The sequence below is a fragment of the Polaromonas sp. YR568 genome, from assembly GCF_943371715.1.
In the GTDB taxonomy this organism is placed as follows: Bacteria; Pseudomonadota; Gammaproteobacteria; order Burkholderiales; family Burkholderiaceae_C; genus Polaromonas.
Map to the genome: position 1 here is coordinate 1 of NZ_CALRVW010000009.1, position 17497 is coordinate 17497.

Here is a 17497-nt window from a genome sequence, read left to right on the forward strand (position 1 = left end):
CCTCGCCTCCCCGAATCCGTTTGGTGTGCCCCACCCGTTAGGCTGGGCCGAGGAGCGCAGGCAAAAGCGGATCAGGGCTCGCGATTGTCTGAGCCGCAGGCGAGTTCGAGCGAGACCCCGCTTTTACCGAGCACCGCAGGTTGCCCGCAGCGAAGCGGAGGGACCCAGACTGTCGGGTCGCCTTTTCTTTGGTGACTTTCTTTTGGCGAAGCAAAAGAAAGTTACTTGCCGCCGGGCAACCCCCGGCCAACGGTCGCAGCCTCGCCCAAGGACCTGCGGGACAGCCACATGCTAGCCCGCCTCCAAACCCTGCCCCGCGACAGCCGCGACACCCTCTTCCTGCTGGTGGTCATCGCCTGGGTGCTGCTGCCGCAAGTCAGCGAGCTGCCCTGGTGGTGCAGCGCGCTGGCGGCCGGCATGCTGCTGTGGCGCGGCCGGCTGGCCTTGGGCAATAAACCGCTGCCGAACAAATGGTGGCTACTGGGTCTGCTGGCCATTTCCATCGCCGCCACGCTGGCGACCCACCGCACATTGCTGGGCCGGGATGCCGGCGTCACGCTGATCGTGATTTTGCTGGCGCTCAAGACGCTGGAGCTGCGTGCCCGGCGCGACGCCTTTGTGGTGTTTTTCCTGAGCTTCTTCACGATGCTGACCAACTTTTTCTACTCCCAGTCGCTGCTGACGGCCTTCAGCATGCTGCTGGGTCTGCTGGGCCTGCTGACGGCCCTGGTCAACGCCCACATGCCCGTCGGCAAGCCGCCGCTGCTGCAGGCCGCCAGAACCGCCGGCTGGATGGCGCTGCTCGGTGCGCCGGTGATGGTGCTGCTGTTTGTGCTGTTCCCGCGCCTGGCGCCGCTGTGGGGCGTACCTTCGGATGCCATGACGGGCCGCAGCGGCCTGAGCGCCACCATGCAGGTCGGCACCATTGCCAGCCTGGCACTCGACAGCAGCATCGCCATGCGGATCGCGTTTGAAGGCCGGCCGCCACCCCAGCGCGAGCTGTACTTTCGCGGGCCGGTACTCTCCGCTTTTGACGGTCGCGAGTGGCGGCCCTCGACCCGCTCGGGGTTTCCGTCCCGCTACAAGCTGGCCGACAACCTGAGCGTGCAGGGCGTGCCTATTGCCTACCAGGTCACGCTGGAGCCGACCAGCCGGCCCTGGCTGTTTGTGATGGAGGCCGCGGCTGAAAGCCCCCGCCTGCCGGGCTACCAGACCCGCATGAGCAGCGACCTGCAATGGCTGACCGACCGGCCCATCACCGACCTGGTCCGTTACCAGGTGAAGAGCCACCCGGTGTTCAGGCACGGGCCCGAGCGGCAGGAAGTGGGCCTGCAGGAGTTTGTCGAACTGCCGCCCGGGTTCAACCCGCGCACGCTGGCGCTGGCCGCCGAGATCCGGCGCGACCCGCGTTACGCCCAGGCCGGTGGGCAGGCGCTGGTGCAGGCCGTGATGGACCGCCTGCGCACCGGCGGCTACACCTACACGCTGGAGCCCGGCGTGTACGGTGCCAACACCGCCGACGAATTCTGGTTCGACCGCAAGGAAGGGTTTTGCGAACACATCGCATCCGCCTTTGTGGTGTTGATGCGCGCCCTGGACGTGCCGGCCCGCATCGTCACCGGCTACCAGGGCGGTGAGCTCAACGCCGTCGATGGCTTCTGGACGCTGCGCCAGAGCGACGCCCACGCCTGGACCGAAGTCTGGCAGGCCGGCCAGGGCTGGGTGCGGGTAGACCCGACCTCGGCCGTCGCGCCCGGACGCACCGGGGCCTTCCAGCGACTGGCTGCACCGCAAGGGCTGGTTGGGCAGGCCCTGGGCACCTTCAGCCCGACACTGGCGGCGCAACTGCGCGCCACCTGGGAAGCGGTCAACAACCGCTGGAACCAGCTGATCCTCAACTACACGCAAGGCAAGCAGCTGCAACTGCTCAAGGACATCGGTTTTGAATCCCCGAGCTGGGAAGACCTGGCTTATGTGCTGATCGCCATCGTCGTGGCGGTCAGCCTGGCCGGTGTGGCCTGGACCCTGTGGGACCGCAGCCAGCACGACCCCTGGCTGCGCCTGCTGGGCCGTGTCCGCAAGCAGCTGGCCAGGGCCGGGCTGGACAGCCACGGCGCAAGCTCACCGCGTCAGCTGGCGCGTCAGGTTTTGCTGCGGTATGGCGACGAGGGCCGGGCGCTGCATGACTGGCTGCTGCAACTCGAGGCCCAGCGTTATGCCGGCACGCCCGCCGGCGGCACCGCCACCCCCTTGGCCCAACTCAAGAAACAATATGCCGGCCTGCGCTGGCCGGCCTGACTTTTTTTCCCGCTCGACACAACGGGGTATGCGCTTGGCGCCATACTGTCAGCCCGCCGCGCATTGTTTCCGTTTTTCTGGACCCGCCCCCTCCGCATGATTGCCCGCCCGTTATCTCCCCTTGCCTCGCCCCGCCTCTTTGCTGCTCTGCTTTTGATAGCTATCGGCGCAGGCACAGCAAGCGCCAGCACCGCAAAAGACCTCAAACCCCGGAGGATCAAGGTGCAGCAGGCGACCGAACAGGACAGCGCCTACGCCAGCCGACCCGAAGCCATGCGTTTTGCCGACGACCTGGCCAGCCGGCGCGACCTCGACGTGGCTTGGGTACGCAACGCCATCGGCCAGGCGCGCTTCAGCCCCACCGTTGTGCGGCTGATGCAGCCGCCGGCCAAAACCTTCACCAAGAACTGGCGCGTCTACCGCAGCCGCTTCATTGACCCCATCCGCATCGCAGCCGGCGCCGCCTTCTGGCAGGAGAACCAGGCCAGCCTGGCGCGCGCTGAAGCGGAATACGGCGTCCCCGCCGAAATCATCGTCGGCATCATCGGCGTGGAAACCATTTACGGCCGCGACACCGGCAAGTTCCGCGTGCTGGACGCCCTGACCACGCTGGCCTTCGACTTTCCGTCTGCCCATCCGCGGGCCCGCGAACGCAGCGAATTTTTCAAAGGCGAACTCGAACAGTTCCTGAGCCACCAGAACCGCCTCGGCGGCGACCCCTTGGTGCCGCGCGGCAGTTATGCCGGCGCCATGGGCATGCCGCAGTTCATGCCCTCCAGCTGGGTCAAGTACGCGGTGGACTTCGACGGCGACGGCAAGGTGGATTTGTGGAACAGCCCCGCCGACGTGATCGGTTCGGTCGCCAGTTATTTCAAGGCCTTTAACTGGCAGCCCGGCATGCCGACGCATTACCCGGTCCGGTTTGATGCGGCCACGCTGAACATGGACACGCTGATGGCCCCCGACATCCTGCCAACCTTCAGCGTGCCCAGCTTCACCGCCAAGGGCGCCGTGCTCGAAGGCCAGGCGCTGAGCCACACCGGGCCGCTGGCGCTGATCGAACTGCTCAACGGGGACCCCAACAACGGCGGCAGCGCGCCCAGTTACGTCGCAGGCACGGAAAATTTTTATGCCATCACGCGCTACAACTGGAGCAGTTATTACGCGATGGCGGTGATTGAGCTGGGACGGGAAGTGGCGGCGCGGGTGAGGTGAACCGCCATCGCGGATCAGGCTGGATTCACACCGGCTCGATCGTGATATCCACGAGCATCTCTTCCTCCCCGCCGCCATGGCGTATGCCCTTGATGGGCGGGCACGCGTTGTAGTCCGTGCCGACGGCCAGGCGCACATGGCGCTCATCGATCACGCAGCTGTGCGTCACGTCGATGCTGACCCAACGCCGGGCCGCCACGTCGAGGCAGATGTCGGCCCAGGCGTGGCTGGCCAGGTCCGGCTCGTTGGCGGCATAGAAATAACCACTGACGTACCGCGCCGGAATACCCAGGCTGCGACAGATGGCCACCATCACATGGGCCTGGTCCTGGCAGACACCGGCGCCGGCTTCAAAGGCCTGCAGCGCCGTGGTGGTCACGCTGGTGCTATTTTTTTGATAGCTGACGGCGCCCGCCACGCCTTGGCTCAGGGCCAAAAGCATGCCCAGATCGGTGACACCAGGCAGGCTGGACGGCTGCACAAAGCGGCGACCGAAAGCGGCCAGCGAAGGATGCGGCGCGGCCAATGCCGTCGGCCTGAGAAAAAAAGCCGGGTGCGGCATCGCCGCGTCGTCGGTGAATTCGGCCACGCCCAGCGTGTTCACCTGCCCCGCCGCGTTGACCAGGCTGCCCGTCACATGGGCCGCGGCATCTGCAACAAAGGTGTACGAGTGGATGCTGTTGCCGCAGCCGTCATGCTGCTCGTGCAACACCCCGGGCGCGCCCAGCGTCCAGAAGAGGACGGTTTGCGAGGGGCCGGACTTCGGCGTCAGCCACAGCGTCTGCAATGCATAACGCAGGGGCTCGGTGTAGCGGTAACGCGTGGTGTGCCGGACGTGTAACTTCATGGAGCCCCCACGTTCGCTCGATTCGAGCCTGCGGCAGCTCCCTGCCCCTCGCACTGGTAAAGGGGCTGCTGCGCCTGCGGCCCGGCAAAGCCGGTTCCGCGGCCCCTGCTTGAAGGGGATTTGACCCCCACCTTCAGAGGGTGCATAGGATCGCAGTTCACGCCGTCGCCGGTACCAGGAAGTCGCGGCTGATGTGGGCGCCGAGTTCGTTCACGCGGTCGAGGAACTGCGTCAGGTAGGCGTGCAGGCCGGTGGCCAGGATCTCGTCAATGCGCGCGTACTGCAGGTCGGCATTGAGCTTGCCGGCGCGGCGCACGGTCTCGCAGGTCTGGTCGTCGGTGACCCTCGCCAGGTTGCTCACCACCTCCTGCAGGCTGGCGGCCAGCGAGCGCGGCATGTCGGCGCGCAGGATCAGCAGCTCTGCCACGCGTTCGGGCTTGATCACGTTGCGGTAGACACGGCGGTAGATCTCGAAGGCGCTGACGCTGCGCAAAATCGCGCTCCAGTGGTAGAAGTCGTATTCCTGGTCTTTCACGCTGGCCGCGCCGTAGAAGTCGCTTTGCACCGCGTGAAACTTCACATCGACCAGGCGCGCGGTGTTGTCAGCGCGCTCGAGAAAAGTCCCCAGCCGCATGAAATACAGCGCCTCGTCCTGCAACATGGTGCCGACGGTGACGCCGCGCGACAGGTGGGAGCGGAACTTGACCCACTCGAAGAACTGGCCCGGGTCGCGCTCGAAGTCGCCATTGCGCAGCATGCGGAAAATCTCGAGGTAGGTCTGGTTCTGCGTTTCCCAGACCTCGGTGGTCAGCGTGCCGCGCACGGCGCGCGCATTCTCGCGCGCGTTTTTCAGGCAGGAGATGATGCTCGACGAATTTTTCTCGTCGCGCACCATGAAGTCCATCACGTCGCGCGCGTTCACGCCGCCGTATTTGCCTTCATAAGCGGCCGAGAGTTCGCTGATGCTGAGCAGCCCCTGCCAGCCCACTTGCGCCACGGCGGTCGATTGCGGCAGCAGCGAGGTCTGGTAGTTCACATCCAGCATGCGTGCGGTGTTTTCGGCGCGCTCTGTGTAGCGGGACATCCAGAAGAGGTGATCGGCGGTGCGTGACAACATTATTTGCTTCCTCCCTGCGACTGGCTTTGTGAATGCCCGGACTGCGATTGCGATTGCGACTGGGAGGGCGCACTGCTGTCGCCGTCTTCGAGTACCCAGGTGTCCTTGGTGCCACCGCCCTGCGAGGAGTTGACCACCAGCGAACCTTCTTTCAGCGCCACGCGGGTCAGGCCGCCCGGCACCATCTGCACGGTTTTTCCGCTCAGCACAAACGGCCGCAGGTCGATGTGGCGCGGCGCGATGCCGCTGTCGACATAGGTCGGGCAGGTCGACAGGCTCAGCGTCGGCTGGGCGATGTAGCCGGCCGGGTTGGCCAGCACGGCCTTGCGGAAATCCTCGATCTCGGCCTGCGTCGCTGCCGGGCCGACCAGCATGCCGTAGCCGCCGGCGCCGTGCACTTCCTTGATGACCAGGTCTTTCATGTTGGCCAGCGTGTACTGGAGGTCGTCCGCGTTGCGGCACATGTAAGTGGGCACGTTTTTCAGGATGGGTTTTTCACCGAGGTAGAACTCGATCATCTTGGGCACGTAGGGGTAAATGGACTTGTCGTCGGCCACACCGGTGCCGATGGCGTTGCACAGCGCGACATTGCCGCTGCGGTAGACATTGAGCAGGCCGGCGCAACCGAGGGTCGAGGTCGGCCGGAAGGCCAGCGGGTCGAGGAAGTCATCATCGACGCGGCGGTAAATCACGTCGACACGTTTCGGGCCGCGCGTGGTGCGCATGTACACGAAGTTGTCCTTGACGAACAGGTCCTGTCCCTCGACCAGCTCGACACCCATCTGCTGCGCGAGGAAGGCATGTTCGAAATAGGCCGAGTTGTACATGCCGGGCGTCAGCACCACCACCGTCGGCTCGGCGCGGTGTGCCGGCGAGTTGTCGCGCAGGGTCTCCAGCAGCAGGTCAGGGTAGTGCGCCACGGGCGCCACGCGGTTCTCGCTGAACAGGTCGGGGAACAGCCGCATCATCATCTTGCGGTCTTCCAGCATGTAGCTCACACCGCTGGGCACCCGCAGGTTGTCTTCCAGCACGTAGTACTCGCCCTCGCCCTGCGCGTTGGGGGCCCGCACGATGTCGATGCCGCTGATGTGCGAGTAGATGTTGCCCGGCACCTCGACGCCCATCATTTCCGGGCGGAACTGCGCGTTCTGGAAAATCTGCTCGGACGGGATCACGCCGGCCTTGATGATTTCCTGGTCATGGTAGACATCGTGGATGAAGCGGTTCAGCGCGGTGACACGCTGGATCAGCCCTTTTTCCATGCTGGCCCACTCGTGCGCGGGGATGATGCGCGGGATCAGGTCAAACGGAATCAGCCGTTCGGTGCCGCCGTTGTCGGGGTTGCCGTCGTCCTTGTCGCCATACACGGCAAAGGTGATGCCGACGCGGCGGAAAATCATTTCGGCTTCGGCGCGCCTGGCCTGCATGGTCGCTTCGGGCTGCCGGGCCAGCCAGCGCTGGTAGGCCTGGTAGTGCTCACGGACGCTGGACGCCGTGGCATTCATCTCATCAAACATGGGGCGGCTCATCGGCAGGGTCTCCAGCAGTTTTACGAATGGATCGTTATGCAGCTAGCTTAGCAAGTAATGCGCCAGTCGTTCGTAGGCCAATCACTATTTGTGTGGATTTCTAGCGCGGCGCGTCCATCCGGTGCTGCCAGTAACGCAGCGCCGCCTGCCGCTGGCAGCGGACCTCGGACGGGAGTTGGCTGGCCCAGCTCGCGGCGCCGCAGACCGGCGAGCTGACCACCACAATCCCGCGCTCGCTGTAGCGCGCCAGTACCAGTGGCGCCGGATGGCCAAAACGGTTGCGGTAGCCGGCCTGCGCGAACGCCAGCGTGGGCTGCACGGCATCCAGAAACGCCGCGCTGGACGAGGTCTTGCTGCCGTGGTGCGGCACCAGCAACAAGTCGGCCCGCAGCGTCGCGCCGGCCGCCACCAGCCGCAGCTCCTGCGCCAGCTCGATGTCGCCGGCCAGCAAGGCGCTGCGCCGGCCGTTGGACAGGCGCAGCACGCAGCTCATGGCGTTGGAGCGGGCCGGCATTGCATAGTCGCCGGCGGCCGGATGCAGGACCTCGAAGTCGACGCCATCCCATTGCCAACGCTGGCCCGCCACGCAGCGGGTGGCCGGGCGCAGCGCCTGCAACTCGTGGCCGTCTTCGATGGAACTGAGCAGGGCCGCCTGCGGCTGCATCGCCAGCACGGCCGGCGCGCCGCCAATGTGGTCGCTGTCGCGGTGGCTCAGCATCAACGTGTCCACACGTTCCCCCAGGGCGCGCAGCAGCGGCACCAGCACCCGGTGCCCGGCGTCGCTCTCACGCGAAAAGCGCGGCCCGCTGTCATAGACCAACGTGTGGCCAGCCGTGCGAACGACCAGTGCATTGCCCTGCCCCACGTCGGCGGCGATGAGCTCGAACTCGCCGGCCGGCGGCCGCAGCGGCTGCCAAAGCAGCACCGGCAGCAGCAGCGGCACCCCCAGCGCCCGCCAGTGCCAAGGCAGGCGCATGGCCAGCAGCAAACCGCCAGCCACACCGGCCACCGCACACCACAGCGGCGCAGCCGCCACGCTGATGCTGGCCAGCGGCCAGCGCGCCAGCCACTGCAGAAACAGCATCAGCGCCGCCACTGCGCCGGCCGCCAGGTCCCAGAACGGCGCCCAGAGCACCCCCAGCATGCTCAGGGGCGTGACCAGCAGGGTCACCCAGGGAATTGCCACGCCGTTGGCGAGCAGGCCGACCAGCGAGACCTGGTTGAACAGCAACAGCGACAGCGGCGTGAGCGCCAGGGTGACGATCCATTGCTCGCGGACGGACCGAAGCACCGCGCTGACCGCCGCGCCCAGCGAGGCGGGCAGCAGGGCCGTCCAGCGCGAAGTTTGAGAGCCATTTTGGCCTCCAGCCCTTACTGCATAAGCGCGATCAGCTCCTGAATCCGTAGCAAACAGGACACCCACCGCCACAAACGACAGCCAGAAGCCGGCCTGCAGCAAGGCCCAGGGATCCAGCGCCACCACGACCGCCATGGCCAGCAACCACACCTGCGGCCAGGGCCAGCGTTTGCCGCTCTGGTGCAGCAGCACCACGGCCGCCAGCATCCAGACCGTGCGTTGCGCCGGTACACCCCAACCGGAAAACAGCGCGTACGCCGCGGCCAGCAGCAGGCCGCCCCAGGCGGCAGCGCTGGCCGCAGGCAAAGCCAGACACAGGGCCGGGCTCCAGCGTGCCGAGCGCCGCCAGAGCCAACCGACGGCCAGCGCGGCCAGCCAGGCAAACATGGTGATGTGCAATCCGGAAATGCTCATCAAATGCGCGACGCCGGTGGCGCGGAACACATCCCAGTCGGCGCGTTCGATGGCGTTCTGGTCACCGACCAGCAGGGCCGCCACCACACCGGCCAGCTGGCGATCGCTCACGCGCGCATACACCGCCTCACGCATCCACTGCCGCGCCCGCTCGACCGGGTGGCGCCAGCCGTCGGCCAGCAGCTGCGGCGGCGCATCGCGCGGCCCGGCGCGCACATACCCGGTGGCCTGCAGGCCCTGCTCCCAGAGCCAGAGTTCGTAGTCGAAGCCGTGCGGGTTGCTGTTGCCATGCGGCGCCTTCAGTCGCACCGTCATGCGCCAGGTTTCACCGGCACGCAGGTTCTGCGGCTGGCGTTGCAACGCAAGCAGCGCCGCGGGGGCATCCAGGCTTTCAGCGTCGGCGGGTTCCCGGCTGCCAAAACCCGCATACCAGCCGAGGTAGACCTGCGCCGGCAACACCACCGGCTGCCCGTCCAGCCGGGCGCTCTGCACCGCAAACCGGAAACGCAGGCCATCGTCGCCGCGCTGGGGCATCGCCAGCACCCGGCCGGTGACCTCGATGTCCCTGCCTTCCAGCGCCGGTGCCAGTGCGCCGACCTGGAAGGCAACCGCGCGCAGGCCGGTCAAGGCAAACCCGGCCGCCAGCGCCAGCAGCAGCGCCGCCAGGCAACGCGCGGACCAGGCCGCTGTCGCCGGGGACGTGGTGAGCACCACTAGGCCGGCCAGCACGGCGGCACCGATGGCGATGCCCGCATACCCTCCGGCCTCCCACAGCCCACGCTGCTGCAACTGCAGGGCGGCGCCCGCCACAAAGCCGAGCAGGACCGCGCCCAGCAGCCTGGCCCCGGGAGGCGTCGCGGCTGACATCACTTTCACCAAACGCCCCCCTTGTTTGTTCTGCCCTGCGGTTTCCGATCCCGTGCTTAACGGAGAACTCAGGCGCTGCGCTGACAGCCATGTCGGCCTTTGGCGCAGCTCTTGCTTGCATGGACCGCATTAAAACCGTTATTCAGGGGGCCAGTCGCCGAAAGCATGCTGTTTCTGCGGCATAGTGCCAACACAGCTCCTGAAATATTCGAAAAGCGAGATTGCCTTGTCCATCCATGTAGCCCTCAGTCACATCACCCACTACCAGTACGACCGGCTGGTTCGCCTCGGCCCGCAGGTGGTCAGGCTGCGGCCGGCGCCGCACAGCCGCACCAAGGTGCTGTCGTATTCGCTGACGGTCGAGCCCAAGGGCCATTTCATCAACTGGCAGCAGGACCCGTTTGCCAACTACCAGGCGCGGCTGGTGTTTCCCGAGCCGACGCGCGAGTTCAAGGTCACGGTGGATCTGGTCGTCGAGATGGCGGTGTTCAACCCGTTTGACTTCTTCCTCGAGCCTGAAGCCGAGGAGTTCCCCTTCAAGTACAGCAAGGAACAGGCGCACGAACTGGCGCCCTACCTCGCCACCGAGCCGGCCACACCGCTGCTCAAGAGTTATCTGGCAGCCATCGACCGCACGCCCAAACGCACCATCGACTTCCTGGTCGGGCTGAACCAGAAGCTGCAGCACGACATCAAGTACGCCATCCGCATGGAACCCGGCGTGCAAACGCCGGAAGAAACCCTGCAGCTGGCCGTGGGTTCCTGCCGCGACACCGGCTGGCTGATGGTGCAGCTGTTTCGCCACCTCGGGCTGGCCGCACGTTTTGTCTCGGGTTACCTGATCCAGCTCAAGGCCGACGTCAAGTCGCTCGACGGCCCCAGCGGCGCCGAGGCCGACTTCACCGACCTGCATGCCTGGTGCGAGGTGTTTCTGCCCGGCGCCGGCTGGGTCGGCCTGGACCCGACCTCCGGCCTGATGGCCGGCGAAGGCCACATCCCGCTGGCCTGCACGCCCGAACCTTCGAGCGCGGCGCCGATTGAAGGCGGTGTGGACGAAAGCGAAGTGGAGTTTGCCCACCACATGGGTGTGCAGCGCATCTTCGAATCGCCGCGCGTGACCCAGCCCTACACCGACGCCTTGTGGGCCGATGTACTCAAACTCGGTCACCAGGTGGATCAGGACCTGGTCGCCGGCGACGTGCGCCTGACCATGGGCGGCGAGCCGACCTTTGTTGCCACCCAGGACCGCGACGCCGCCGAATGGAACATCGACGCGCTGGGCCCGACCAAACGCGGCTACGCGACCGAACTCGTGCAGAAGCTGCGTGCCGAATACGGCAACGGCGGTTTCCTGCACTTTGGCCAGGGCAAGTGGTACCCGGGCGAGCAGTTGCCCCGCTGGGCGCTGAGCATTTTCTGGCGCAAGGACGGCCAGCCGGTCTGGCAGAACCCGGCGCTGTTCACCGACGAACGCCAGCCCTGCAGCTACACCAGTGACGATGCACGCCGTTTCACCGAGACGCTGGCCGGCAAGCTGGGCCTGTCCGCCCAACACATCACGCCGGGTTACGAAGACACCTGGTACTACCTGTGGCGCGAGCGCCGCCTGCCGGTCAATGTGGACCCCTTCGACACCAAGCTCGACGATGCAATGGAGCGCGCCCGCCTGCGCCGCGTGTTCTCGCAGGGTCTCGATGCGGTGGTCGGGTATGTGCTGCCGCTCAAGGTGCGTGATGAAGACGCAAAAGGCAAAGGGCCCCAGTGGTCCACCGGCCCCTGGTTCTTCCGCGACGAACGCATGTATTTGATGCCCGGCGACTCCCCCATGGGTTACCGCCTGCCGCTGGACTCGGTGCCCTGGGTCTCGGAAACCGACTTCCCCTACATGACCGAGGCCGACCCGTTTGCACCACGGGACGAACTGCCCTCGACCGCCGCTTTGGCCGCGCGTTACAACGCGGCCACCGGACAAGCCGCACCCAGTCCCGCACCTGCAGCGGCCGCACCCGTCACCGGCCATAACAGCGCGACCATGCTGGCGCAGTACATGGCGCGTTACATGACGGGCAGCGGCCCGCGCAACGAAGCCAGCCGCCTGCTGCAGTTCAGGCCGGCCACGTTCAGCACGGATGCGCGCTTCGTCCAAAGCGTGAAAACGCCCCCCACGGCAGCCAAGCCGGCCCCTGCGGCCGTGGATGACAACGCCCGCATGCCCAAACCCGGCGAGTCCGCCGCCTGGCTGACACGCACCGCGCTGTGTGTGGAAGTGCGCGACCCGACACGCGCCAACGGCCCCCAGGACAAGCCAAAGGCAGCCAAGGCAGCACCGAAAGAAAAAGGCGCGAAGGCCGAAACCGGCGCGCTCTACATCTTCATGCCGCCGCTGGAGCGCCTCGAAGACTACCTGGACCTGCTGGCGGCCGTCGAAGCGAGCGCGCAAGCGCTGGGCCTGCAGATCGTGCTCGAAGGTTACCCACCCCCGCGTGATCCGCGCCTGAAGATGCTGCAGGTCACGCCCGACCCCGGCGTCATCGAGGTCAACATCCACCCTGCCTACAACTGGAACGAGCTGGTCGAGCACACCGAGTTCCTCTACAAGATCGCGCACGAAACGCGCCTGTCGGCCGAGAAGTTCATGACCGACGGCCGCCACACCGGCACCGGCGGCGGCAACCACTTCGTTCTCGGCGGCGCCACGCCACCGGACAGCCCCTTCCTGCGCAAGCCGGAAATGCTGGGCAGCCTGATCGCCTACTGGCACAACCACCCGTCGCTGAGCTACCTGTTCTCGGGCATGTTCATCGGCCCGACCAGCCAGGCGCCGCGTGTTGATGAAGCGCGCAACGACCAGCTGTATGAACTGGAGATCGCGCTGCGCGAGATCGCTGCCAACCGCGAGAAATACGGCGAGGATATGCCGCCGTGGATCGTGGACCGCACGCTGCGCAACATCCTGGTGGACGTCACCGGCAACACGCACCGCAGCGAGTTCTGCATCGACAAGATGTACTCGCCCGACTCGGCCACCGGCCGCCTCGGCCTGCTGGAGTTGCGCGCTTTCGAGATGCCACCGCATGCACGCATGAGCATCGTGCAGCAGCTGCTGCTGCGCGCGCTGGTCGCGCGTTTCTGGAACAAGCCTTACCACGGCCGTATGACGCGCTGGGGCACCGAACTGCACGACCGCTTTCTGCTGCCGGGTTTTGTGCGTATGGATTTTGCCGACGTGCTGACCGAACTCAACGAAGCCGGCTACGCCTTTGACATGTCTTGGTTTGACCCCCACTTCGAGTTCCGCTTCCCGATGATCGGCCAGGTGAAAGCCAACAGCATCGAGCTGACCTTGCGCAGCGCGCTGGAGCCCTGGCACGTGATGGGCGAAGAAGGCTCGTCCGGCGGCACCGTGCGTTACGTGGACTCCTCGCTGGAACGTGTCGAGGTGCATGTGACGGGCCTGAACGACAACCGCTACGTGATCACCGCCAACGGCCGCGCGCTGCCGCTGCAAAGCACCGGCACCGTCGGTGAATACGTGGCCGGCGTGCGTTACAAGGCCTGGAACCCGCCCTCGGCCCTGCACCCGTCAATCGGCGTGCATGCGCCGCTGACCTTTGACATCGTGGACACCTGGATGGAACGTTCCCTGGGCGGTTGCCAGTACCATGTGGCGCATCCGGGTGGCCTGAGCTACGACACGCTGCCGGTCAACTCCTACGAAGCCGAAAGCCGGCGCCTGAACCGCTTTTTCCAGATGGGCCACAGCCCCGGCAAGATGCGCGTTCAGCCGGCACAGCCGAGCCGGGAATTTCCGTTCACGCTGGATCTGCGCTGACGCTTACCACCCGCGTCTGTCTTGCGGCAACAACAACAGCGGTCCCTTACCGTGTGATCGTGCGCTGAACCGCGTCCCGATGCTGCCTGAACGGCCTGCAAGGTAAGCATAAAGGCATACTTGGGCCACCGTGGATAACAACCCCTCTCTTTTTGCAGCCGCCGCGCTGGAAGCGCCTGGCGATCTGGCGCTGGCCCTGGCGCTGCCGGCTTCCGCCGGTCACTTTGACGAGCTCCACGGTCGAACCCTGGACAAGGCCGCGCCCGTGGCCAGTCAGATGCAGGGCCAGAGCCACGGCCAGACCCAGCAAATGCTGCAGCTGGCGGGTACCGCCGTGGCGCCCGCGCCAGCACCCGGCGCCGGCACCACCGCTGCCCCGGCGGCCAGCCTGGCGCCCGACTGGAGCCGCTTTTTCAACTTTCTCGGGGGCGACGGTTTTGACGACCTGAACCACCGCACCGCCAACCTGCAGCGCCAGATCCGCGACAACGGCGTGACCTACAACGTCTACGCCGACGCCAACGGCCCGCAGCGACCCTGGTCGCTGGACCTGTTTCCGCTGATCCTGTCGGCGCAGGACTGGGCGCAGATCGCCGCCGGTGTGCAGCAGCGCGCCCGGCTGCTGGAGCGCATCATGGCCGACGTGTACGGCCCGCAGCAACTGCTGGCGCTGGGCCTGCTGCCGGCGGCGCTGGTGCAGGGCCACCCCGGCTACCTGCGCGCCATGCACGGCGTGCAGCCGGCCGGCGGCACCTTTCTGCACATTGCCGCCTTCGACCTGGCACGCGGCCCCGACGGGCGCTGGTGGGTGGTGTCACAACGCACCCAGGCGCCTTCGGGCCTGGGTTACCTGCTGGAAAACCGGCTGGCGATCTCGCGGCTGTTTCCCGAGGCCTTCCGCGAACTGAAGGTGCAGCGCCTGGCCGCTTCCTACAAGGCGCTGGTCGACGGCATGAAGGCGGCCAGCCCGGCGCGCGCACGCGGCGAGGAAAGCCGCATCGTGCTGTTGACCCCCGGCCCCTACAACGAGACCTATTTCGAACACGCCTACCTCGCGCGTTACCTCGGCCTGACCCTGGTGGAAGGCAGCGACCTGCTGGTGCGCGACGACAAGCTTTACCTCAAGACGCTGCAGGGCCTGGAACCCGTGCATGGCCTGCTCAAGCGCCTGGACGACGAGTTTCTCGACCCGCTGGAACTGCGGTCGGACTCCACGCTCGGCGTGCCGGGTTTGCTGCAGGCGATACGCGCCGGCAACGTGCTGGTGGCCAATGCGCCAGGCTCGGCCTTTCTCGAATCCAGCGCGCTGCTGGGCTTTCTGCCGGCCCTGTCGCGCCACCTGCTCGACGAGCCGCTGGCCCTGCCCTCGCTGGCCACATGGTGGTGCGGCGAGCAGGCCGCGCTGCAGGCGGTGCTGCCGCGTCTGAAGGAATGTGTCATCAAGGGCACCTATCCAGAGTCGGGCATTGAATCGGTGATTGCGCAGACGCTGTCGCGCCGCGAACTCGATGAATGGGCCGGCCGCCTGGTCCGGCGCAGCGAAGACTACACCGTGCAGGCCTACCTGCCGCTGTCCCAGACGCCCACCTGGCAGGGGCAGCGGATTGCCCCCCGCTCGACCATGCTGCGCGTGTTTGCGGTGGCCGACGGCGCGGGCTCCTGGCAGGTCCTGCCCGGCGGGCTCGCGCGGCTGGCCGGTCCCAATGACAAGATCGCCTCCATGCAGCAAGGCGGCAGCAGCGCCGATGTGTGGGCGCTGGCCGACTCTGCACCACCGCGCAAGACGAGCACCGGCGCCGCCACGCCCCCCCCTGCCGACGGCGCGCCGTCGGCGGCGGGTCTGACGGCGGAACCGGGCGCCCAGCCCCGGGCGGCAAGCCCGGCACGGCACAAACCGCCGGTCACCAGCCGCGCCGCCGAAAACCTGTTCTGGCTGGGCCGCTACACCGAGCGCACCGAAAACGCGATCCGCATGGCCCAGCTGACGCTGCAGTCCCTCAACGGTGAAGACCAGTCCTCGCAACCTCTGCTGGCCTGGCTGTCCGAGCTGACCATGAAAAACGGCCTGGTGATGGACTCGGTGCCGCCTGCGACGCAGTCGCGCCGCGTGTTTGAACGCTCGCTGATTGCCAGCCTGGCCGACACCGAAGACGCCGCCAGCGTCGGCTACAACCTGCGCGCGCTCAAGGGCGCGGCCTCGGCGGTGCGTGAGCGGCTGTCGCAGGAACAGTGGCACGTGATCATGCGCGCCGAGGCCGATTTTTTCTCACGCTGCAAAGCCTTCAGCGGATCCGAACACCCCGCGTCGCAAGCGGTCGAATACTCCTCGGTGGAAGCGCTGGCGGCGCTGGAGTCGGCCAGCGGCTTCCTGGCCGCCATGACCGGCGCGCAGACCGACCGCATGAGCCGCGACGACGGCTGGCGCCTGCTCAGCACGGGGCGCCACATCGAACGGCTCAACACACTGGCGTCCTCGCTGATCCTCGGCTTTGAAACCGGCGCCGTGTTCGACGAAGGCGGCTTCGGCGCCATCCTCGCGCTGTTCGACAGCACCATTACCTTCCATGCCCAGTACCAGCAGCAGCGCGATGTGCCGGCGCTGCTGGACCTGCTGGTGCTGGACCGCGACAACCCGCGCTCGCTCGGCTGGGTCACCCAGACGCTGCGCGGCCGCCTGGCGCGCTTGGCGGAAAACACCGTGGGTGCACCGCAGCCGGTGCCTGACCTGACGCCCACCCTGCCCGACCCGGGCAGTTGGCGGCTGGACGACCTGTGCTCCCCCGCTCCCGGCGCGCAGGGCAGCGAACCGTACGCGGGCCTGCTGGCGCAGCTCGAGCTGTGCTGCAGCGCCGCCTTCGAGCTCTCGGACACGCTGAGCCGGCGTTACTTCAGCCACGTGGCCCCGGACGAACACAGCCTGGGCGCCTGAACGGCGCCGGCTTTCCTTTTTTCTCCCGCCATGCTGCTTCACCTTGTCCATGAGACGCGTTATGCGTACAGCCCCACCGTCGAAAGCGCCCACCATGTGCTGCACCTCAAGCCGGCCAGCCATCCTGGCCAGCAGCTGCTGCGCCACCGGCTGACGATCAGCCCGCAACCGGCACGGCTGCAGGAGCTGACCGATGTGTACGGCAACACGCGCACCTATTTCTCGCTGCACACGCCGCACGACAAGCTGACGGTGGTCGCCGACAGCATCGTCTCCACCCTGGCGCTTGCCGCAACGCCGGGCGACGCGCCAGCCGGCCTGCCCTGGGAGCAGGTGCGCGAGCAGTTCCGCTACCACGCCGGCGCAGCCTATGACAGCGCCTGCGAATTCCTGTTCGCCTCACCCTACATCCCGCGCGACGAGGCGTTTGCGGAGTTCGCCCGGCCCAGCTTCACGCCCGGACGTCCCTTGCCCGAGGCGGCGCAGGACCTGATGGAGCGCATCCACACCGACATGGCCTACGACAGCGAAAGCACCGAGGTGGGCACGCCGGCGCTGGAGGCGCTGCAACTGGGCAAGGGCGTGTGCCAGGACTTTGCCCACATCATGGTCGCCTGCTGCCGCGCCATGGGCGTGCCGGCGCGTTATGTCAGTGGGTACCTGCTGACCAACCCGCCGCCGGGCCAGCCGCGTCTGATCGGCAGCGATGCCTCCCATGCCTGGGCCTCGGTGTACTGCCCCGTGGAAAGCGAGGCCGGCGGCCTGGCGCTGGCAGAAGGCCAAAGCCCGGGCGTCTGGCTGGACTTCGACCCCACCAACAACCGCGCACCGGGCGAGGACTATGTCACCCTGGCCATTGGCCGCGATTTCCTGGACGTCTCGCCGATGCGAGGCGTGATACGCGGCGGCGCGCGCCACGTGCTGGACGTGGCCGTGACGATGACACCCATCACCAAGCTGCCCGAATCCGAGTGATGCCACCAGACGGCAGCACCGGGACTAAAATTGCTGGCCCTCCTCCGGAGAAGCTATCTTTTTCATAGCTGCTTGCGCCCGTCGTATAAGGGCCTGGCGCCTTTTTCGTTCATATTT

At 66.8% G+C, this 17497-nt stretch carries 9 protein-coding genes; 5 read left to right on the forward strand and 4 right to left on the reverse strand.

The annotated features are described in order from the left end of the window. Positions 1-288 precede the first annotated feature (288 nt). Together AAG813_RS08580 and mltB are read left to right on the forward strand one after the other, a co-directional pair. Positions 289-2298: a DUF3488 and transglutaminase-like domain-containing protein gene (locus AAG813_RS08580; protein WP_341913896.1), complete on the forward strand. Its 2010-nt coding sequence runs from the start codon at positions 289-291 to the stop codon at positions 2296-2298. A gap of 96 nt (positions 2299-2394) precedes the next feature. Next, positions 2395-3513 (forward strand): lytic murein transglycosylase B, encoded by a 1119-nt coding sequence (mltB, locus tag AAG813_RS08585; protein ID WP_341913897.1) that lies wholly within the window; start codon positions 2395-2397, stop codon positions 3511-3513. 25 nt (positions 3514-3538) lie between these two features. On the opposite strand, the gene AAG813_RS08590 is transcribed toward mltB, so the two are convergent. From AAG813_RS08590 to AAG813_RS08605, 4 genes are all read right to left on the reverse strand, one after another. Beyond that, positions 3539-4360, reverse strand: coding sequence for a transglutaminase family protein (locus AAG813_RS08590; protein ID WP_341913900.1), 822 nt, complete (start codon positions 4358-4360; stop codon positions 3539-3541). 157 nt (positions 4361-4517) lie between these two features. Next, positions 4518-5477: an alpha-E domain-containing protein gene (locus AAG813_RS08595; RefSeq protein WP_341913902.1), complete on the reverse strand. Its 960-nt coding sequence runs from the start codon at positions 5475-5477 to the stop codon at positions 4518-4520. After that, positions 5477-7006, reverse strand: a complete 1530-nt coding sequence (locus tag AAG813_RS08600) for a circularly permuted type 2 ATP-grasp protein (RefSeq protein ID WP_341913904.1) — start codon at positions 7004-7006, stop codon at positions 5477-5479. The genes AAG813_RS08595 and AAG813_RS08600 overlap by 1 nt, the downstream gene beginning before the upstream one ends. A 100-nt stretch (positions 7007-7106) precedes the next feature. Beyond that, on the reverse strand, positions 7107-9644 hold the full coding sequence (locus AAG813_RS08605) for a DNA internalization-related competence protein ComEC/Rec2 (RefSeq protein WP_341913906.1): 2538 nt from the start codon (positions 9642-9644) through the stop codon (positions 7107-7109). A gap of 226 nt (positions 9645-9870) precedes the next feature. Between AAG813_RS08605 and AAG813_RS08610 the strand changes: the two genes are divergently transcribed. From AAG813_RS08610 to AAG813_RS08620, 3 genes are all read left to right on the forward strand, one after another. Continuing rightward, the gene (locus AAG813_RS08610; RefSeq protein WP_341913908.1) at positions 9871-13476 is read left to right on the forward strand and encodes a transglutaminase family protein; all 3606 of its coding nucleotides are present in this window, start codon (positions 9871-9873) and stop codon (positions 13474-13476) included. A 130-nt stretch (positions 13477-13606) separates the two neighbouring features. After that, complete coding sequence (locus tag AAG813_RS08615) at positions 13607-16405, forward strand: circularly permuted type 2 ATP-grasp protein (RefSeq protein ID WP_341913910.1); 2799 nt, start codon at positions 13607-13609, stop codon at positions 16403-16405. 30 nt (positions 16406-16435) lie between these two features. Beyond that, positions 16436-17380 carry a transglutaminase family protein gene (locus AAG813_RS08620; protein WP_341913911.1) on the forward strand — a complete coding sequence of 315 codons (945 nt, stop codon included), beginning with the start codon at positions 16436-16438 and terminating at the stop codon, positions 17378-17380. The last annotated feature ends 117 nt before the right edge of the window (positions 17381-17497 follow it).